Origin of the sequence: Gluconobacter sp. Dm-44, assembly GCF_018256175.1 — a bacterium.
Classification (GTDB): domain Bacteria; phylum Pseudomonadota; class Alphaproteobacteria; order Acetobacterales; family Acetobacteraceae; genus Gluconobacter; species Gluconobacter cadivus.
Genome location: NZ_JAERLZ010000006.1, coordinates 156,412 through 176,377, shown reverse-complemented (window position 1 = coordinate 176,377; position 19,966 = coordinate 156,412). Strand labels below are relative to the sequence as shown.

At 60.6% G+C, this 19,966-nt stretch carries 19 protein-coding genes; 13 read left to right on the top strand and 6 right to left on the bottom strand.

The genetic code is table 11. The features are described from left to right. Positions 1-54: 54 nt before the first annotated feature. The 3 genes from JK213_RS09410 to JK213_RS09400 all read left to right on the top strand — a co-directional run bounded on the left by JK213_RS09410 (position 55) and on the right by JK213_RS09400 (position 4,395). Positions 55-2,136 (top strand): AsmA family protein, encoded by a 2,082-nt coding sequence (locus JK213_RS09410; RefSeq protein ID WP_194262426.1) that lies wholly within the window; start codon positions 55-57, stop codon positions 2,134-2,136. An 85-nt stretch (positions 2,137-2,221) separates the two neighbouring features. Further along, entirely contained in the window at positions 2,222-3,553 is a 1,332-nt protein-coding gene (locus tag JK213_RS09405; protein ID WP_194262425.1) for an NCS2 family permease, read from the top strand. Between the two features lie 59 nt (positions 3,554-3,612). Further along, positions 3,613-4,395, top strand: coding sequence for a hypothetical protein (locus tag JK213_RS09400; RefSeq protein ID WP_194262383.1), 783 nt, complete (start codon positions 3,613-3,615; stop codon positions 4,393-4,395). A gap of 121 nt (positions 4,396-4,516) precedes the next feature. On the opposite strand, the gene JK213_RS09395 is transcribed toward JK213_RS09400, so the two are convergent. Then, on the bottom strand, positions 4,517-4,996 hold the full coding sequence (locus tag JK213_RS09395) for a hypothetical protein (RefSeq protein WP_194262382.1): 480 nt from the start codon (positions 4,994-4,996) through the stop codon (positions 4,517-4,519). Between the two features lie 9 nt (positions 4,997-5,005). After that, positions 5,006-5,350: a hypothetical protein gene (locus tag JK213_RS09390; RefSeq protein WP_099286825.1), complete on the bottom strand. Its 345-nt coding sequence runs from the start codon at positions 5,348-5,350 to the stop codon at positions 5,006-5,008. A 168-nt stretch (positions 5,351-5,518) separates the two neighbouring features. Between JK213_RS09390 and JK213_RS09385 the strand changes: the two genes are divergently transcribed. From JK213_RS09385 to JK213_RS09350, 8 genes are all read left to right on the top strand, one after another. Further along, positions 5,519-5,773, top strand: coding sequence for a sulfurtransferase TusA family protein (locus JK213_RS09385; RefSeq protein WP_194262381.1), 255 nt, complete (start codon positions 5,519-5,521; stop codon positions 5,771-5,773). Positions 5,774-5,870: 97 nt separating this feature from the next. Beyond that, positions 5,871-6,134, top strand: a complete 264-nt coding sequence (locus JK213_RS09380) for an exodeoxyribonuclease VII small subunit (RefSeq protein ID WP_099286827.1) — start codon at positions 5,871-5,873, stop codon at positions 6,132-6,134. Next, positions 6,131-7,036 (top strand): polyprenyl synthetase family protein, encoded by a 906-nt coding sequence (locus JK213_RS09375; protein ID WP_194262380.1) that lies wholly within the window; start codon positions 6,131-6,133, stop codon positions 7,034-7,036. The genes JK213_RS09380 and JK213_RS09375 overlap by 4 nt, the downstream gene beginning before the upstream one ends. 4 nt (positions 7,037-7,040) lie before the next feature. Beyond that, on the top strand, positions 7,041-9,023 hold the full coding sequence (gene dxs / locus JK213_RS09370; protein ID WP_194262379.1) for a 1-deoxy-D-xylulose-5-phosphate synthase: 1,983 nt from the start codon (positions 7,041-7,043) through the stop codon (positions 9,021-9,023). A gap of 7 nt (positions 9,024-9,030) precedes the next feature. Beyond that, on the top strand, positions 9,031-9,792 hold the full coding sequence (locus JK213_RS09365) for a TlyA family RNA methyltransferase (RefSeq protein WP_194262378.1): 762 nt from the start codon (positions 9,031-9,033) through the stop codon (positions 9,790-9,792). Positions 9,793-9,873: 81 nt separating this feature from the next. Continuing rightward, positions 9,874-11,097, top strand: a complete 1,224-nt coding sequence (rlmN, locus tag JK213_RS09360; RefSeq protein WP_211571367.1) for a 23S rRNA (adenine(2503)-C(2))-methyltransferase RlmN — start codon at positions 9,874-9,876, stop codon at positions 11,095-11,097. 77 nt (positions 11,098-11,174) lie between these two features. Beyond that, positions 11,175-12,407: an argininosuccinate synthase gene (locus JK213_RS09355; protein WP_099286832.1), complete on the top strand. Its 1,233-nt coding sequence runs from the start codon at positions 11,175-11,177 to the stop codon at positions 12,405-12,407. A gap of 26 nt (positions 12,408-12,433) precedes the next feature. Next, the gene (locus JK213_RS09350; protein ID WP_099286833.1) at positions 12,434-12,940 is read left to right on the top strand and encodes an FKBP-type peptidyl-prolyl cis-trans isomerase; all 507 of its coding nucleotides are present in this window, start codon (positions 12,434-12,436) and stop codon (positions 12,938-12,940) included. 27 nt (positions 12,941-12,967) lie between these two features. Here JK213_RS09350 and JK213_RS09345 read toward each other — a convergent pair whose 3' ends face one another. Next, on the bottom strand, positions 12,968-13,510 hold the full coding sequence (locus tag JK213_RS09345; RefSeq protein ID WP_194262376.1) for a thymidine kinase: 543 nt from the start codon (positions 13,508-13,510) through the stop codon (positions 12,968-12,970). Positions 13,511-13,605: 95 nt separating this feature from the next. Between JK213_RS09345 and JK213_RS09340 the strand changes: the two genes are divergently transcribed. Together JK213_RS09340 and trpS are read left to right on the top strand one after the other, a co-directional pair. Beyond that, a complete protein-coding gene (locus JK213_RS09340; RefSeq protein ID WP_322783040.1) occupies positions 13,606-14,091 on the top strand; it encodes a cytochrome c in 486 nt (161 codons plus the stop codon). A gap of 42 nt (positions 14,092-14,133) precedes the next feature. Then, positions 14,134-15,123, top strand: coding sequence for a tryptophan--tRNA ligase (gene trpS, locus JK213_RS09335; protein WP_194262375.1), 990 nt, complete (start codon positions 14,134-14,136; stop codon positions 15,121-15,123). A 4-nt stretch (positions 15,124-15,127) separates the two neighbouring features. Here trpS and lpxB read toward each other — a convergent pair whose 3' ends face one another. The 3 genes from lpxB to pheS are packed head-to-tail and all read right to left on the bottom strand — an operon-like array spanning position 15,128 to position 19,912. After that, positions 15,128-16,375 carry a lipid-A-disaccharide synthase gene (lpxB, locus tag JK213_RS09330; protein ID WP_194262374.1) on the bottom strand — a complete coding sequence of 416 codons (1,248 nt, stop codon included), beginning with the start codon at positions 16,373-16,375 and terminating at the stop codon, positions 15,128-15,130. After that, on the bottom strand, positions 16,372-18,840 hold the full coding sequence (gene pheT / locus JK213_RS09325) for a phenylalanine--tRNA ligase subunit beta (RefSeq protein WP_194262373.1): 2,469 nt from the start codon (positions 18,838-18,840) through the stop codon (positions 16,372-16,374). Before pheT ends, lpxB begins: the two co-directional genes overlap by 4 nt. A gap of 1 nt (position 18,841) precedes the next feature. After that, on the bottom strand, positions 18,842-19,912 hold the full coding sequence (gene pheS / locus JK213_RS09320; protein WP_211571366.1) for a phenylalanine--tRNA ligase subunit alpha: 1,071 nt from the start codon (positions 19,910-19,912) through the stop codon (positions 18,842-18,844). Positions 19,913-19,966 lie beyond the last annotated feature (54 nt).

Sequence of the window (19,966 nt, the reverse complement as noted above, 5' to 3'; positions counted from 1 at the left end):
AGCAGCACCCCGCCCCTAACGCCGTCCCCTTCTGACAAACCTCTCGCCGGGCGGGTGAAGGGACACCGGCGCCTGAAAACCGCTGGCGGTATTGTCGGAGCGCTGGTAGCCGCCCTCATCGTGCTGATCCTGGTCTGGCAATGGGACTGGTTCGTTCCCTACATTGACCGCAAGGCCACAGCAGCCCTGCATCGCCCCGTCAGCATCGCGCATCTGCATGTTCATCTTGGCTTCAAGCCAACAATTACGGTCGATGATCTGAAGATCGGCCAGCCCGAGGGCTTCGGGAAAGAAAAAGACGACTTTGCCTCGGCTCACGCCATCACGGTCAAGGTCGATGCATGGCGTTACCTGACAGGCGGCGGTCTCTCCGTGCCACTGATCCGTGTCGACGCACCAAAAGGCGACATCGTTTCACTAGCTGATGGCACGAACAATTATACGTTCCCCTCGGCCTCCGGTACATCCTCCCAGACAGCCTCACTTTCAACAACGCTACCCAAGCTCGGCAAGATCGAGATCAATGACGGCGATGTCCGTATAGCGATGGCAAAGCTGAAGACGGACATGCACGTCCTTATCCATACCGTTCCGCCAAAAGACGGCGATGACGGGCATATCGTCATTGATCTTGAAGGCCGCTACGCCCGCGCACCCATCACGGGTCATATCGTTGGGGGCGCCCTTCTGGACATCACAGACACCACGCATCCCTATCCAATCGACGGACGCCTCGCCAACGGCCCCACCTACATCACTCTGCGCGGCACGGTTGACGATCCGATCCACTTCCGCGGTACCAATCTTGCACTGCATTTTGCCGGTCCGGACATGGCGCTCCTTTACCCCCTGACGGGCGTACCCATTCCGGAAACCCCGGCCTATAGCGTCACCGGCAATCTGGCCTATTCCGACCGCGCAATCCGTTTCCAGAAATTCGAAGGCCATATGGGCTCTTCGGATATCGGCGGAGACATCAATGTCAATCCGCATCAGAAACCGATCTTTGTGGATGCGGCCCTTCATTCCCATCAAGTGGATCTGGCGGATCTGGGCGGCTTCATTGGCGCACAGCCCGGCGAAGCGAAAAAAGCCGAACCGGCCAGTACCCGCGTACTGCCTGACAAGGCCATCAATGTCCCGAAACTCAATGCCGCCAACGTGCATCTAACCTATCACGGCGATCACATCCGCAATAAAAACTGGCCTCTGGACAATATTGATACCGAACTCGACATCCATGACGGCGCCATTGACCTCAAACACCTGACCTTTGCCACCGGGACAGGAACCATTTCCGCAAATGCTACGCTTGAGCCGACCAAAAACGCGCAGTTCCACACCCGCTTCCGTCTGGACGTCTGCCGCCTTCCCCTCTCCCGCATCATGACATCCAAGGACATGTTCCAAGGTGAAGGCACTATTGGCGGTCATGTAACGCTTAATTCGACTGGCAATTCGGTCGCAACGCTGGTCGAAAACGGCAACGGCGGGACGACACTGGTTCTGGACCGCGGGGGGGATGTGACGGCCCTTCTTCCCGATCTGCTGGGGCTCAAGCTCGGCTCGGCCATTCTGTCTGCGCTTGGAATTCCGGATCGCTCAAAACTGGAATGCCTCGTGGCGGACCTGCCGCTCAAGAACGGTATTGTGCATACCGATGCAATGCTCCTGCAAACCGGTACTACCCGGACAAGCGGCACTGGCACCGTCAATTTTCATAAGGACACACTGGACTACGCCATCACCACCCGCTCGATCGGACCACAGATCCTGTCCCTGCCCGGCGCGGTCCATATTTTCGGCCCGATCAACAGCCCCACAATTCTGCCGGGTGCGGAACTGATCGGCCGCGTCGCAGCCTCTGTGGGGCTTGGGATCGTCTTCCCGCCCGCAGCTCTGATCCCGACCATCCAGCTTGGTGTCGGCAAGGGCTCGGTCTGCGAAAAAGCCATTCTGGAAGCCAATGAACATCCCGCCGCCGGGATCGCACCCGGCGCCACCACAGGCTCAGGCCCCAGCAGCATCCCGCACCCGGCACACCCACAGACAGCAACGCATCCGCAAGCCTCACACCACCACCTGTCTCCGGCAGAGATCCACAAAGCATGGGAGAAAAAATCGAACCCGAAATGAAAAGATACGCTCCGGGTCGTGGCAGAACCAGCTTTTTTGACTATAGCTTGGCCCAGCCATCCCCTGCCCCCGGAGTGTCCGCTTGCTGCTATCCAGACTCGACCGCTGGTTCCATATCACGGCCCGCGGTTCAACGATCCCGCGTGAGGTCATTGCCGGACTGACGGTCTTCGGGGCCATGGCCTATATCGTGGCCGTCAACCCGGCCATCCTTTCGGCGGCAGGTCTGGACCGTCACGACATGGTCATGACCACGATCGCCGGCGCAGTCGCGGGTACGCTGCTGATGGCGCTCTGGGCCCGCCTGCCCATCGCCCTTGCCCCCGCCATGAGCAGCAATGTCCTGTTCGCACAGGTTGTCGTGCAGCAAGCCCATGTCAGCCCGCGCACAGCCTTTACGGTCGTCTTGTTCAGCGGACTGTGCTTTACCGCCCTCTCCCTGAGCCAGATCCGTCAACGCATCATCCGCGGCTTTCCGCCTTCGATCGTGCTCGGGATCCAGATCGCACTCGGTGCCTTCATCGCCCGGATCGGTCTAATGACGGGCGGCATCGCCGTTCCTTCGCCCGAAGGTCTGACATTTGGCTCCCTGAGCAACCCGTCCGTCCTGCTCAGCATGGCTGGCGTCGTCCTGAGCGCCATTCTCGTCGTCCTGCGCGTCCCGGCCGGGCTGCTCCTCGCCATCCTCACCATTACCATCGCCGGACTGTTCATCCACACGCCCTCAGGCCCGATCACGCATCTTCCAGCCCAACTTCTGGACTGGCCGCATTATCCGACCAACCTGTTCCTTCCTTTCGATTTCCACGAATATTTTTCCCACCTCGGACTCCTCGTCCCCATCACGCTCTATTTTCTGCTGAGCGATTTTTTCGACGCAACCGCAACAATGATGAGCGTCGCCCACCGCGCAGGCCTGGACGGAACGGTTGAAAAACCTGCGCTCGATCACCGCGCTTTCGGTTCCGATGGAGCGGCCAGCATCATCGGTGCCTCGCTCGGAACCTGCACGGTCTCCGCCTATGTCGAGAGTCTGGCAGGCGTAGAAGCCGGCGGCCGCACGGGTCTGAGCGCACTGGTCGTCGCCGTCCTGTTTGCCCTGTCTTCCGTTTTCTGGCCGCTCATCACCGCCATTCCCGCGATCGCCACAGCGCCCGTGCTTATTCTCGTGGGACTAAACATGCTCGGCAGCCTCAGCCGTGTCGCGGAAACACCCGCAGAAGCCATTCCGCCCCTGATGATGCTGCTGATTGCAGGCGTGACCGGTAATTTCATGCTGAGCCTGTCCTGCGGCCTGCTGATCTACACCGCGCTCGCCGTCGCCACACGTCAGTTCCAGCGCCTAACGCCAATCGTCCTCGGTCTGGACGCCGCCTTCATCTTTTACATGGTTCTTCAGGCACACATGGGAGCATGAGGACTTTTTAAAGCGCGGTTTTAATTCTTTTTTCATAGCTTCAGGGCAGGCTGCCTCGCATGACTTCCTGCCCCCCCAGTCCGCGCCACATCTTCATCGCCACGCCCTGCTTCGGTGGCACCATCACACTGAATTACATGCAGTCCCTCATCGGCTGCATGGCCACAGCACCGGCCCATAATCTGCAACTCACCCTGTCCACAATCGGCAGTGACGCCCTCATCACGCGGGCCAGAAACACGCTTCTGCATCAGTTCGTGACCATGACCGATGCCACCCATCTTCTTTTCATCGACAGCGATATCGGCTTTTCCATAACCGACATTCTCGCCCTGCTGGATGCAGACCGCCCTCTGATCGGAGGGGCCTACCCCCTGAAATCCCATTACTGGGACCACGATACGGATCGTTTCATTGCCGCTGGCGAAGAGCCCAGAACAGCCAGCCTACGCTATGTCGGAGACTGCGCCGCCCTGCACGATGACAGCGCACCGGGCGAAATCGCGAACGTCTCCTATATCGGAACCGGATTCATGCTCATGACCCGTCAGATGCTCCTCGACATGATCGCCCACTATCCCGAAACCCGTTACAGCCGCATCGACGCGAAGTCCGAAGGCCAGACTTCGCAAGCACCCTCGTCAGACGCCTATGCCCTGTTCGACTGTCTGATCGACCCGGAAACCCGGACCTATCTTTCCGAAGATTTCGCCTTCTGCCGCCGCTGGATCACAATCGGAGGAAAGGTCGCCCTCCACCGCGGTCTGTCGCTGACTCATACAGGCAGCACGACGTTCAAAGGCGACCTGTCTGCGCGAACGCTGCCACTTTCTACACCCTGAACCTCAAACGGCGCATTTTCCGGCATCATCTGCCACTATTCGGTCATATTAAACCGGTTTAAACAGTCGTGCGGTGTCGGGAGCGTGATGCATACATTCCCCGACACCGCTCCCACTCTCTTCAGACCATAACCGCCTGACGGAAAAACGGGATGTTGGCCACAGGGTCAGCCGCCCCTGCAGCCGTGTTGTAATACTGCTTGTGAAAACGGCTCAGAACGGCCGGATCGCTCGACGACGGCAGGGAGACCGGCGTCCGGTAATACCGGATGCGGGCCATTGCCGATGCATATCTCAAATTGGAGACAAGCTGCGCGCTTTTGGGCAGATCCTGCGAAAGCATCCCCTCCAGAATCCGCTCGAACCTCCTGCCTGCCGGATAACACAGAAAGTTGACCCAGCAGTCGTCATGCGTTGCGGGCTCCATCTGCCACAAACCCAGAGCCGGGCCCCCACCAATCTGCCGGACATATGTCCCCCGACTTTCCGCAAGCGCCGTGCCCGTCACCAGATTAACCGCAACATCCCCATCGAGCCCGAGCGCCGCCAGTGCGGGAGCGACCACCAAATGCTTGAGCTGGCCTGCATCAATTCCACTCATAGCCCCTCCTCACTTCGTGGTCAGGGAGAGAGCAACATGCACCATGCCCGTCCCCAGAATGGATGTGACCAGTGTAATGATCCCTGTAATGACCGCTCGCCCTCCGATCAGCCGGTCCAGCTTTCCGTTGACCACGCGATTCCCCTCATCAACCTTCGTCTCCAGCAGTTTCATCTGATCCCGCAGCGACGAGATTTCCTGCCGCATCTCGGTACGCAGTTCCTCATATCGATCCGAAAGCCCCCCCGCGATCGTCTCCAGTCGCAGAACCCGATCCTCAAGCATCCGCAGCGTATAGGCGCGTCTCTCATTTCCATCAGCCAGACTGACTACCTGGCCTTCCCCGTCCGACATGCCGTCCCCCAAATAAAAAAAGCGCTCCCCGGAAGGAACGCTTTTGTGGCATTAAGCCATTAATATAGAAACAAGCACCTGATTTATCAATGAAAACCTGAAACCTTCAGGCAAACGCACCAAAAGCCGACTTGGCCGCCTTCGGAGATAGGCGCATAATTGCGTCCCATGACTGTTCTTCCGACAGAAACACTTCTCGATCTGCGTGGTCTGGCCTGCCCCATGCCCGTCCTCAAAGCCAATCGCGCCCTGCGTGACATGGCCCCGGGTGCGAAGCTGCGCATCCTCGCCACCGACCGCGCCTCAGTGGCGGATTTCCAGTCCTATTGCCGCGAAACCGGCCATGCGCTCATTGCGTTCACGGAAACCGCAGGCATGCTTTCCTTCGTGATCCGGCGACGTGCAGAAACGTCACCCTCCTGAGGAAACTCCAGCGTTCCCGTGTGCGGGGCTGGCAAAAACTGTCTTCTGCCTGTAATCCCCTCGCTACCTTGTTCCAAAGTGTGCCTTGAGGCTTTTCATGCCCGAACCCATTGATGCCCCCATGGATGCCCTGTCTTTTGAGGATGCCCTGTCCGAACTGGAGAGGATCGTCCGTGGCCTTGAAGGCGGTCAGATGAAGCTCGAGGACGCTATTTCCGCCTATGAACGCGGTGCTGCCCTGCGCAGACATTGCGATGCGAAGCTGGGAGAGGCCGAGATGCGTGTGCGTGCCATCGTGCAGAACGATGACGGCACGACAGGCACGGAGCCTCTTGCCGATACCGGAGACTCCGGCCGATGAATGCCCCTACCCCGTCTGTTTCCCTGAAGGACGCGCTTTCCCGCGCCTGTGCCGAAATCGAAAGCACGATCGACGCCCTTCTGCCCATGGTTCCGGGAGACGAGTCCGTTCTTCTGGACGCCATGCGTTATGCTGCCCTTGGCGGCGGCAAGCGTCTGCGCGGTTTTCTGGCCGTCGAAGTGGCGACATTGTTTGGCGCAGACCGTGAAGCCGCCCTGCGCGTTGCCGCGTCGGTCGAACTGCTGCACGCCTATTCGCTGGTCCATGACGACCTACCGTCCATGGACGACGACGACCTGCGCCGCGGTCAGCCGTCCACGCACAAGCAGTTCGACGAAGCGATCGCGATTCTGGCAGGCGATGCTCTGCAAACCCGCGCTTTTGAAATTCTCGTCGAACCCGAAACCAGCCCCAACCCGGCCGTCCGCGCCAATCTGGCCCTTGCCTTGGCGCAGGCCTCTGGATCGGCTGGCATGGTCGGCGGTCAGGTCATCGACATCCGTGGCGAAGGCCGCGCCCTGCCGCTGGATCAGGTCCGACGTCTGCACGCCCTGAAAACCGGCGCCCTCATCCGCTATGCCGCCGAGTCCGGCGCCATTCTGGCTGATGTGGACGATGAACGCCGCGCTGCCATCGTCGCCTATGGCCGCGATCTGGGCACCGCGTTTCAGGTCGCCGATGACGTTCTGGATTATACCGCTACCGCCGAGGAACTCGGCAAAACCGCTGGCAAGGACGAAGCCAGCGGCAAATCAACTTATGTCTCCCTGCTTGGCATCGACGGTGCCCGCGCCGAAGCCCGTCGCCTGAGCGACCGGGCCCGGGAGGCTCTTTCATCTTTCGGTGCACAGGCCGACGCCCTCAGGGCACTGGCAGATTATGTCGTCGAGCGCAGGAACTGATCCCATGAGCAAGAATTCCTCTACGATTCCTACCTATGGCCGCTATCCCGAACTGGATCGCGTCCGCTTCCCTGCCGACATGCGGAACCTGTCCGTCGACCAGCTCAAGCAGCTTGCTGACGAACTGCGCTCGGAAACCGTTGACGCCGTCTCCACCACGGGCGGCCATCTCGGCGCCTCTCTTGGCGTAGTCGAACTGACCGTTGCCCTGCACGCCGTCTTCAACACACCGGACGACCGCATCATCTGGGACGTCGGCCATCAGGCTTATCCGCACAAGATCCTGACCGGCCGCCGCGACCGGATCCGCACCCTGCGCCAGCCCGAGGGCCTGTCCGGCTTCACCCGTCGTTCGGAAAGCGAATACGACCCGTTCGGCGCGGCGCACTCCTCGACGTCTATCTCGGCTGGCCTCGGCATGGCCGTTGCGCACCATCTGCGCGCTGAAGAAGACCCGAGCTATCACGAACGCAACGTCATCGCCGTCATCGGCGACGGCTCGATTTCGGCTGGCATGGCCTATGAAGCCATGAACAACGCCGCAGTCGCAGGCCCCGGCGCAAACCGCCTGATCGTGGTGCTGAACGACAACGAAATGTCGATCGCACCCCCGGTCGGCTCAATGTCTGACTACCTGTCGCGCCTGATGTCTTCGCGCCAGTTCTTCAGCCTGCGCGATCTCGCCGGCAAGGTCGCGAAGCGCCTTCCGGGCAAGATCGAGCGCACCGCCAAGCGCGCCGAAGAATATGCCCGCGGCCTGATCACCGGTGGCACGCTGTTTGAAGAGCTCGGCTTCTATTATGTCGGCCCGGTCAACGGACATGACATGAGCCAGCTCGTGCCGATCCTGCGCAATCTGCGCGATGCCGACGATCAGGGTCCGATCCTGCTGCACATCATCACCGAAAAGGGCCGCGGCTACAAACCCGCTGAAGCCGCCGGTGACAAGTATCACGCTGTCAGCAAGTTCAACGTCGTCACGGGTGAGCAGAAGAAGGCTCCGGCCGGTCCGCCGAGCTACACTTCCATCTTCAGCCGCGAACTGATGCGCCGCGCCAAGACCGACGACAAGCTCGTGACGATCACCGCGGCAATGCCGTCTGGCACGGGTCTGAGCGCGTTTGCCAAGGCCTATCCGGATCGCTTCTTCGACGTGGGGATTGCCGAACAGCACGCCGTTACTTTCGCCGCCGGTATTGCATCCGAAGGCCTGCGCCCGTTCTGCGCGATCTATTCGACCTTCCTGCAGCGCGCCTACGATCAGGTCGTTCACGACGTGGCGCTCCAGAACCTCCCCGTCCGCTTTGCCATCGACCGCGCCGGTCTGGTCGGTGCCGATGGCGCCACCCATGCCGGTTCGTTCGACCTGAACTACCTGTGCTGCCTGCCGAACATGGTCGTGATGGCACCGTGCGACGAGATCGAATTGCTGCACGCTACGGCGACGGCCTGTGAATATGACGCCGGACCGATCGCCTTCCGCTACCCGCGCGGCAACGGTATCGGGCTTGATCTGCCTGAAAAGGGCGAAGTTCTGGAAATCGGCAAGGGCCGCATCGTCCGCGAAGCCCGCCGCGCTCCGAACGCCCGCGGTGGCGTCGCCATCCTGTCGCTTGGTCCGCGCCTGCATGAATCCCTGCGCGCCGCAGATCAGCTGGCCGCACAGGGCGTGCCCGTTACGGTCGCCGATGCCCGTTTCGCCAAGCCGATCGACAAGGCTCTTGTCGAAGATCTGGCCAACCAGCATGAAGTCTTCATCACGCTTGAAGAAGGTGCCATTGGTGGCTTCAGCAGCCTCGTCGTGCAGCACCTTGCCGAGACCGGCCTGCTGGACAAGGTGAAGTTCCGCCCGCTCGCCCTGCCGGATCGTTACATCGACCACAACACGCAGGACGCCCAGTACGAGGAAGCCGGCCTGACCGCGCCGAACATCGTGCATGTCGCCGCTGCTGCCCTGGGCGTAGACGTCGCCCAGCAGTCCGCCTGAGCGACTGATGGCCAAACGCCGCGCCGACCAGCTCCTTGTTGACAGGGGGCTGGTCGAAAGCCGGACGCGGGCACAGGCCCTGATCATGGCTGGCCTCGTCTATACAAGCGACCGCCGGATCGCGAAGGCTGGCGACCAGCTTCCCGAAGATGCCCCCCTCGCCCTCAAAGGTCAGGACCATCCCTGGGTGTCGCGCGGCGGGCTCAAGCTGATTCACGCCATTGAACATTTCGGGCTGGCCCCGAAAGGCCGTATCGCCATTGACGTCGGCGCCTCGACCGGAGGCTTCACAGACGTCCTCCTGACCCACGGTGCTGAAAAAGTCTATGCCGTGGACGTTGGACATGGTCAGCTCGCCTGGAAAATCCGCTCGGACGAGCGCGTCGTCGTCATGGAAAAGACGAATGCCCGCGCCCTGACAGTCGAACAGATTCCTGAGCCCGCTGGAATTGTCGTCTGCGATGCAAGCTTCATCGGTCTGCGCACCGTCCTGCCCGCAGCGCTTGAACTCACCACGCCGGATGCCTGGGCCGTCGCCCTCATCAAGCCGCAGTTCGAAGCGGGACGCGGCGAAGTCGGTGCCAAAGGCGTCGTCCGCGACCCTGCGGTTCATGAACGTGTCTGCGAAGAAATCCGCGAATGGTTCACAGCCCTCCCCGGCTGGAACGTTCTCGGGATCGAAGCGAGCCCCATCACCGGCCCCGAAGGCAACCGCGAGTTCCTGATCGCTGCCAGAAAAACGGCTCCGGCCCAGCCAGAAGCGGAATAGTTTTCCAAAAACAGCTTTCCCGGAAAGACCGCGCTTTTCCTTTGGAACTGCGGGTCTTCTCCGTGCTATGGCTCCGCCGTCATGACAGCCGTAATCCATCCCGACATCCGCCCCCGAATCAATTCCGTCGCCTCCGACGACCTGAACGCTACCGAGCGCGAGCGCATTCACGCGAAATCCGCCCTGTTCGCGCCGCCCGAAGCGCGTCTCGCGGATGGGCGACGTGATCTGGTGGGCCTGTCACGCGAAGAGCTGGCCGCACTCATGACGGATATCGGCGAGAAGCCTTTCCGCGCCAAGCAGCTCTGGCATTGGATTTACCATCAGGGTGCGACCGATTTCTCGGCCATGACGACCATCGCCAAGCCGATGCAGGCCAAACTCGCCGAACATTTCGTCGTCAGCCGCCCCGAGACCGCCACCGAACAGACCTCCGTGGACGAGACGCGCAAGTTCCTCTTCCGCTTCCGCGACGGTCAGGAAGCCGAAACCGTCTATATTCCGGATCGTCGGGAAGACCGGGGTGCTGTCTGCATTTCCTCACAGGTTGGCTGCACCCTATCCTGCACCTTCTGCCACACCGGCACCCAGAAACTCGTCCGCAACCTCGGCCCGGCCGAGATCGTCGGCCAGTTCATGGCCGCCCGGGACAGCTATGGCGAATGGCCTAGCCCCAGCGCCGACATGCCACGCTATCTCTCCACGATCGTGCTGATGGGCATGGGTGAGCCGCTCTATAATTACGAAAATGTCGCAAAAGCCATGCGGATCATCATGGATGGCGAAGGCATCGCCCTTTCCCGCCGCCGCATCACGCTTTCGACTTCCGGTGTCGTCCCAATGATGGATCGCTGCGGCGAAGAACTTGGCATCAATCTGGCCATTTCCCTGCATGCCGTGACGAACGAACTGCGCGACCAGATCGTCCCGCTGAACCGCAAATACCCGATCGAAGAGCTGATCGCTGCATGCCGCCGTTATCCGGCTGCGTCCAACGCGCGGCGCATTACCTTCGAATACATCATGCTCCGGGGCGTGAACGACAGCGAAGCCGATGCCCGCGAACTGGTCCGCCTGATTCGCGACCTTCCAGCCAAGGTGAACCTGATCCCGTTCAATCCCTGGCCTGGCTCGGATTTTCAGCCTTCCAGCCGCGCCCAGATCGCGAAATTCGCCAATATCGTGATGGACGCAGGCTTCGCCTCCCCCATCCGGGCGGCACGCGGACAGGACATCCTCGCAGCCTGCGGTCAGCTGAAAACCGAAAGCGAACGCCAGCGCCGTACAGCCGCATCGGATACCTGACACGCGCCCGGTTTCCCTCTGTCGGCTGAACTGCTAGAAACGCTTCTCAAACGAAACACACCAAGGACCCCACCGTTATGAGTGCCCACCAGGACGTCAAGAAAGTTGTGCTCGCCTATTCTGGCGGCCTGGATACTTCGGTTATTCTTCGCTGGCTTCAAAAAACCTATAACTGTGAGGTTGTCACCTTCACTGCCGATCTCGGGCAGGGTGAAGAACTGGAGCCGGCCCGCAAAAAGGCCGAGATGTTCGGCGTCAAGGAAATCTTCGTCGAGGATCTGCGCGAAACCTTCGTCAAGGATTTCGTGTTCCCGATGTTCCGGGCCAACACGCTCTATGAAGGTCAGTACCTGCTGGGCACGTCTATCGCCCGTCCGCTGATCGCACAGCGCCAGATCGAAATCGCCGAAGCCGTCGGTGCCGATGCCGTGGCGCATGGTGCGACCGGCAAGGGCAACGATCAGGTCCGTTTCGAACTTGGCTATTATTCGCTCAAGCCGGACGTGAAGGTCATCGCTCCATGGCGCGAGTGGGATCTGACGTCCCGCACAAAGCTCCTTGCTTTCGCCGAAGAAAACCAGATCCCCGTCACGAAGGACAAGCGCGGCGAAGCCCCGTTCTCCGTGGATGCGAATCTTCTGCACTCATCTTCCGAAGGCAAGCTGCTTGAAGACCCATCGATCGCAGCCGAAGAAATCGTCTTCCAGCGCACGATCTCGCCGGAAGCTGCTCCTGACGTCGCAACGGAAATTGCCATCGATTTCGTCAGCGGTGACCCGGTCGCCATCAACGGCGTTGAAATGACCCCGGCAACTCTGCTGACCCGCCTGAACGAACTGGGCCGCGACAACGGCATCGGCCGTCTCGACATCGTGGAAAACCGTTTCGTCGGCATGAAGTCCCGCGGCATCTACGAAACGCCGGGCGGCACGATCCTGCTGGCCGCGCATCGCTCCATCGAAAGCATCACGCTTGACCGCGAAGCTGCCCATCTCAAGGACAGCATCATGCCGCGCTATGCCGAAATCATCTATAACGGCTTCTGGTTCTCGCCCGAGCGCCGCATGCTTCAGGCCCTCATCGACACCAGCCAGCATTCCGTGACCGGCCGTGTCCGCATGCGCCTGTACAAGGGCAATGTGACCTGCGTTGGCCGTGAAAGCCCGAACAGCCTGTACGATACCCGCGTCGTGACTTTCGAGGACGACGAAGGCGCCTATAATCAGCAGGATGCGCAGGGCTTCATCAAGCTCAACGCCCTGCGCCTGCGGCTCGGCGGTCAGATCGGCCGTCGTGGCGGCACACTCTGACTTCTCAACTGACTCCCCGGGAAACCATGACCAGTCTGATCCGTCTTACATCCGCTTTCGCCCTGTGTGGCGCCTTTGCCCTCGCGGGCTGCTCGGGCGCTCCCAAGCCGGTGGATGATTCCGACCTGACACCGGCGCAGTTCATGGCGAAAATCCATGCCCAGCCCGGCGTCAAGACCCTGCCGGACGGCCTGGCCTACAAGGTTCTCCAGTCAGGCCCGAAAGATGGTGACAGCCCGCATCACGGCTCAACCATCATGGTCATCTACGAGGGTCGCCTTCCGGATGGCGGTATTTTCGACAGTTCCGACCAGCACGGCAACGGCGCCTACATGGAAATGCCGCTCGACGGCCTTGTGCAGGGTTGGCTTGAAGCCCTTCCCATGATGCATGTCGGCGACGAATGGATGCTCTATCTGCCGCCAAACCTTGGCTACGGCAAGCGCTCCATGGGCATCATCCCGCCCAACAGCCCCTTGATCTTCAAGATCCGCCTTCTGGGCGTCAATAACGGCGGCGGCGGCCAGCAGTAACAGCCGTCATCTCTGCCGGAGCCGCCTTCAGGGCCGTTCCGGCAGGGTCCAGTGCGCCTCGCAGCGCGCTTCATAAAGCTCCTGATCGCCCGTCTCCAGCAGATGGCCGGTGTCATGGGTTTTGGCGGTCCATACCGCAGGCGCGCCACAGACATGACAGCGGGCCTTCAGGACAATAACGTCGTCGGCCTCTTCCCTCAGCCGCTCCATGACGTCGAACGGAACGCGCCGATAATCGGTATCAAGCCCCCCGACGGTCACATCCACGCCCCGCGACCGAACATCCCGGATATCTTCAACGATATCGCCCTGATAATGCGGCGCAACCCAGAACTGCCCCTCATCCAGAACGATATGGCCGTACCGGTCCGCATCTGCAGGCCATGTGTTCACCGAAATCGCAGCGAGATGAGATCCATCCCGGCTGACAAGTTCTGCGCCATCGCGCGTATCAAAGCCGGGTTTGAGGGCCAGAACATCCGTCTGCTTTTTCGCTGCGGCAATCAGATGCGCGGATTTCCCCGCAAACATCGGCCCCACATACACTACAAGACGGCCTCTGACGGTCATGGTTTCTCCTTCCGATAGCGCCATGAGCCCTATTACAGCCGATTTGCCAAGCCCCGGACTTGCTGAAACGGCTCTGAAAATGCGACAACGACACTGTGATCAGAATTGACCCAGCCGTCCGACTTCCCCTGTTTCTCGCCATTTTCATGGTGGCGGTCTTCGTTGTCGGTCACGCTTGGGAAAATCGCGCTCAGGCCCCGCGCGAATACGCCAATGAATGCAGCACCTGCCACCACGGCGGTCATGGTCAGGTTTCTGAAGTCGCCCCTATTTTCGGCCGCGTCGGCCCGATCGCACAGACTCCTGCCGGTCATCACTATCTTGTCGATGTCCTGCTTTACGGACTGGACGGCCCCATCACAGCGGGAGACGGCCAGTACAACAGTTCCATGCCGTCTTTTCATCGTCTTCCCAACGATGAAATCGCCCGCATCCTGACATTCGTCGCAAGTCAGGAAATGTCCGCAGACGCCCCCAAATTCACCGCCGCCGATATTGCAGCGGCACGAGTTCATCCGATGTCGGCGGCGGATGTCCTGCAGGAACGCCAGAGGCTGGACCTGCAAACACCCGTTCATTGAAGCCGTTCGCTTCCCCTTTCCCAGCAAATGAAGACAGAACCCATGCAGCGCGTATTTTCCGGCATTCAGCCAACCGGCATTCCCCACCTGGGCAATTATCTCGGAGCAATCCGCAACTGGGTTACGCTGCAGGAAGACCATAACTGCGTCTTCTGTCTGGTGGACCTACATTCCATCACCATGCCCTGGGATCCGCAGACCCTGCGTGAACAGACGCTCGGCTCAACAGCCTGCCTGCTCGCGGCCGGAATCGAACCCACACGTCTGTACAACCAGTCCGCCGTCAGCGCGCATGCCCGCCTCGGCTGGATTTTCAACTGCGTCTCACGCCTCGGCTGGCTCAACCGCATGACCCAGTTCAAGGACAAGGCTGGCAAGAACCGCGAAAACCATTCGGCGGGCCTGTATGTCTATCCCAACCTGATGGCCGCTGACATTCTGGCCTTCCACGCAACTCGCGTCCCCGTCGGCGAAGACCAGCGCCAGCATATCGAACTCACCAACGATATCGGCCAGAAATTCAATCACGACATGGGCGTGGAGTTCTTCCCGCAGGTGGAGGCCTTCATCCCTCCCGCCGCAGCCCGCGTCATGAGCCTGCGCGACGGCAGCAAGAAAATGTCCAAGTCCGACCCGTCAGAGCAGAGCCGCATCGTCCTGACCGACACGGCAGATGACATCGCCCTGAAGATCCGCCGCGCTAAAACTGATTCCGAACCGCTCCCCAGCGAAATGGACGGTCTGAGCGAACGTCCGGAAGCCCGGAACCTCGTTTCCATCTATGCAGCCATGTCGGATGAAACACCGGCAGACATTCTGGCCCGTTTCAGCGGTCAGGGCTTTGGCCCGTTCAAGAACGCTCTCGCGGATCTTCTGGTGGAACGTCTGGCCCCGGTCGCCAGCGAAACACAGCGCCTGCTTCAGGACGAAGCGCATCTGCTCTCGGTTCTGCGTGCCGGTGCCGAACGTGCAAACAGCGTTTCGGAACCGATCGTTCAGGAAGCCGAACGCCTCGTCGGCTTCCTGCGCTAGGATTTCAGATGCTGGACGACCGGGAAACCGGCTCGTTCAGCAGATCCATGATCTCGGCGGCGGCAGCATCTGCGGGCGTTCCCACCGGCGGTGCAAGCATCTCAAGCACATCGGCAAACGCCATACGCTGTTTTTCGGCCATTTGCGGATCACTCAACAGCTTCGAGACCATCTCGGCCAGCTTCTTTGGCGTGCAGTCTTCCTGAAGCAGTTCCGGCACAACTTCCCGACCAGCCAGAAGATTGACCATCGCCACATGCGGCACTTTGATCAGACGCCGCGCGATCGTCGCCGTCACCGGGTTGACCCGATACGTCACCGCCATCGGCACATTGCCCATCGCAAGCTCCAGCGTAGACGTCCCTGACTTGGTCAGGGCACACTGCGCGGCTGCAAAAGCATCATGCTTGTCATGAATGTCCGTGACGATATGCGGTTGGATCGGCCATTTGCGGATCAACTGACGAATCGTCGGCGCAATCACAGGCGCAACCGGGATCACAGGACAGATATCCGGATACTGCACCCGCAATAGATCCAGCATCTTACGAAACACAGGCAGAAGCCGGGGCGCTTCCGAACGCCGACTACCCGGCATCAGGATCACGACCGGCGCATGGGGCGGAATATTGTGCCTCAGCCTGAACCGCTGCGCATTCCCCTGCCGCACACCGGACTGAAGCACCGGATGCCCGACAAAGCGCCCCTCAAGTCCGCGTTTTGCAAACCATTCAGGTTCGAAAGGCAACAGGCAAAGAAGCCTGTCCCACAGACCCGGAAATTCCTTGACCCGGCTTTCCCGCCAGGCCCAGACCTGCGGCGCCACATAATGAACGCGCTTGATCCCGGAACGCTCGATCTTCTGCAACAGCCGCAGGGCAAAACCCGGACTGTCGATCGTCACGACAAGATCGGGTTTCCGCAGTTCGATATCCTGCACAGCCTCCAGAAGCCGCTGCGACAGATGCCGCAGGCGAGGCAGAACCTCGACAAACCCCATCACCGCCAGATCGCTCATGGGAAACAGGCTGTGCAGCCCCAGCGCTTCCATGCGGCCGCCCCCGACGCCTGCGAAAACCAGCGAAGGGTCCTGTGCATGAAGCGCCTGCATCAGGCGCGCTCCAATCACGTCTCCGCTCGCCTCGCCTGCCAGAATCCAGATCACCCGCCCGTAACGGGGCAAAGGTGTGGTCTTTTGGGAAGGGTCCGCCGTGGCCTGTCCGTCAGATCCGGATTCTGGAAGAGAGTTCATCGACGCAGTACTGCCCCTGTTGCCTTGAGAACCGCAGCTTCCACCGATTTGGAAACCGCTTCAAGCTGCGTATCCGTAAGACTCTCGCTCTGCGGCTGCAAGACCACTTCCACACCGAGCGAGCGGTGCCCTTCTGGCAGACTGCCGCCTTCGAACACATCGAACAGACGCACATCCTGCACCAGATTGCGATCCGCCATCCGCACCGCTTTCAGAACGGCCTGGATTTCGACATCCGGCCCCGCGACGAAAGCAAAGTCGCGCCGAACAGGCTGCAACGACGACAGAACAGGCACGGATTTCCGTTTGACCTTCGGCTGCGGCACCTGATCCAGATAGACTTCAAACGCCACCACGGTTCCACTCAGGCCCAAGGCCCGCGCAACACGCGGATGTAGTTCGCCAAAGCTGCCCAGAACCGTCTTCGGCCCCTGCCGGACCTGCCCTGACCGACCCGGATGATAGAAGCCCGGAGCATCCGCCGTCACGGACAGCGCCGCTTCCGGCACACCAAGCGCCACCAGAGCCGCCGATAGATCCGCCTTTGCATCCCACAAGGTTGCGTCATGCGCCGCCACACCCGGCTCCCGCGCTGTCTGTCCGGCCCGCAGTCCGGCAAGACGCAGATGCTGCCCCTCGGCATCAAAGCACGGTCCGACTTCGAACAGCGCACCTTCTCCCGAGACGCCGAGGCCACGCGCCAAATTACGGGACAGCGCCCGCGCCAGATTGACCAGCGGGGTCGGGCGGAGCTGATCCAGATCCGTGGCGATCGGGTTCAGAAGATGCTGGGTCTCCGGCAGATCTCCGAACAGTGCAGCATCATCCTGCGCCACAAAGGAAAAGCCGACTGTCTCGGTCAGTCCACGCGCTGCACAGATCCGCCGCAACAGAGCCGCGCGGGCCTGAAGAGACGTCACGGCTGGAGCCGGAACCACCGTCGCCTGAGGCAGCGCGACCGCTGGAACATTGTCCAGCCCGTAAAGACGCAGCACTTCTTCAAGAAGATCGCACTCCGCTTCCATAGCCTGAACATGGCTTGCAGCCTTCGCCGCCACAACCTCATCCAGCGTCGGGGCCTGTGCCAGAACCTGCCCCGAAGCGATATCATTCCGCCAGGACGGCACAAGGAACGTCGCAGCGTCCGTCGTCTGCTCGGTCACCTCAAACCCGAGATGTTCCAGAGCCCGTACAGCATCTTCAGACGCGATCTCCACGCCACCCAGCGTCTTCAGACGCTCGAAACGCAGTGTCGCGGTCCGCTTCCAGTCCGGCAGAGTGCCCGCTTCGGTAATCTCACTGACCTCACCGCCACACAGATCACGGATCATGATCGTAGCGGCCTCAAGCCCGTTAAGAACCTGCGCCGGATCAATCCCACGCTCGAAACGCTGCCGCGCATCGGTGTGAATGGCCAGACGGCGCCCGGTCAGGGCAATCCGCACCGGATCGAACAGAGCGGATTCCACGAACACATCCGTCGTGTTGTCGTCCACACCGCTGCTCTCGCCGCCAATCAGCCCGGCAAGCGACTGCACCCCGGCTTCATCGACAATGACCATGTCCTCGGTGCCGAGCACATATTCGCGTCCATCAAGCCCGGTAAAGGTCTCACGCGCGGCATGCGTCACCGTCAGCGTATCGCCTTTAAGTTTTGTAAGATCAAAGACATGCAGCGGTCGGCCAAGATCGTATGTGAGGTAGTTCGTCACATCGACGAGGGCCGAAATCGGCTTAACCCCAACAGCTTCCAGACGGCGCCGCAACCAGTCTGGACTCGGGCCGTTCTTCACACCCCGGATGACCCGACCGACAATATACGGACAGGCCGGATGCTCGGTCTTCCACGACAGCGAAGATGGAAAATCCCCTTCCACGGCTTCCGTAAGCCAAGGCTTGAGACGTCCGATGCCTCCCGCGGCCAGATCGCGCGCAATGCCACGAATGCTCAGCGCATCGCCGCGGTTGGGCGTAATCGCGATCTCGATAACCGGATCATCCAGTTCCGCATAGGCCGCGTAGGCCTCCCCAATCGGAGTTGCTTCGGAAAGCTCGGCAATCCCGTTGCTTTCCTCGCCCAGCCCCAGTTCCTTCAGGGAGCACAGCATTCCGTTGCTGTCCTGCCCCCGGATCTTGCCTTTCTTGATGGTGATGTCGAGCCCCGGAACATACGTCCCCGGCGTCGCAAAAATCACATGCAGACCCGCACGGGCATTCGGCGCACCACACACGACCTGCACGTCTTCAAAACCAGCGCCAGCCGCCACACGACACACCTGAAGGCGGTCCGCATCAGGATGACGATGCGCTTCCACGATCTTGGCCGTCCGGAAACCTACCAGACGATCGGCAGGGTTCTCAACGCCTTCGACCTCAAGCCCGATGACATTCAGGCGGGCGCAGATGTCTTCAACAGAAGCCGTAAAATCAAGATGTTCACGCAGCCATGAGAGAGAGAACTTCATGTCACACGCCCTCCGTCAGCGTGGCCGGCGAAAACGCCGAAAATCCATAATGACGCAGCCAGCGCAGATCGCTCTCATAGAAAGAGCGCAGATCGGGGATGCCATTCTTCAGCATCGCCAGACGCTCGATTCCCATTCCGAACGCAAAGCCCTGCCATTCAGCCGGGTCCAGTCCGCAATTCGCCAGAACCCGCGGATGGATCATCCCCGAACCCAAAACCTCAAGCCAGTCAGACCCGCCGCCGATCTCGCCCGTCGCCTTCGACCATCCGATATCAACTTCCATGGAAGGCTCGGTAAACGGAAAGTAAGAGGCACGAAAACGGACCGGCAGGTTTGGTTTGTCGAAATAGACGCGCAGGAATTCGATCAGGCAGCCCTTGAGATGGCCCAGCGTGATATTGCGATCCACCACCAGACCTTCGCACTGATGGAACATCGGCGAATGCGTTGCATCATGATCGGCACGATACGTCCGGCCGGGTGCAATAATACGGACAGGCGGCTGTGAGCCGAGCATCGTGCGGATCTGCACGCCGGATGTCTGCGTCCGCAGCACCCGCGGCTCCATGCCTTCTGTTTCCGGCGGAAGATAGAACGTGTCGTGCTCAGTCCGCGCGGGATGATGGTCCGGCGTGTTAAGTGCGGAGAAATTGTGCCACTGACTCTCGATATCCGGCCCTTCGGCAACGGAAAAACCCATCGCGCCGAAAATGGCCGTCATTTCTTCAATGGTGCGGCTGATGGGATGGATGGTGCCTGTCACAACCGCAGGCGCGGGCATCGTCACATCGACGCGCTCGGAGCGCAGGCGGGTCTGAAGCGCCTCTTCCTCAAGATCGTGACCACGCGCCTCAACAGCGGCCGTCAATTCGTCGCGCAGACGGTTCAGCGCCTGACCGCGCTCCTTGCGCTCCTCAGGTTCCAGCTTGCCGAGCTGCTTGAGCAAACCAGTCAACGCACCGGATTTACCCAGTGTCCCGACGCGGATCGCGTCCCACTGCGCACGGTCCTGCGCGCCAGCCAGCGCCGCCAGCGTGTCATTCCTGAGTATATCGAGATCGTCAGCCATACCGCCCATCTCCTGCAGCACAAAACAAAACGGGCCGTCCTGATAACAGGACGG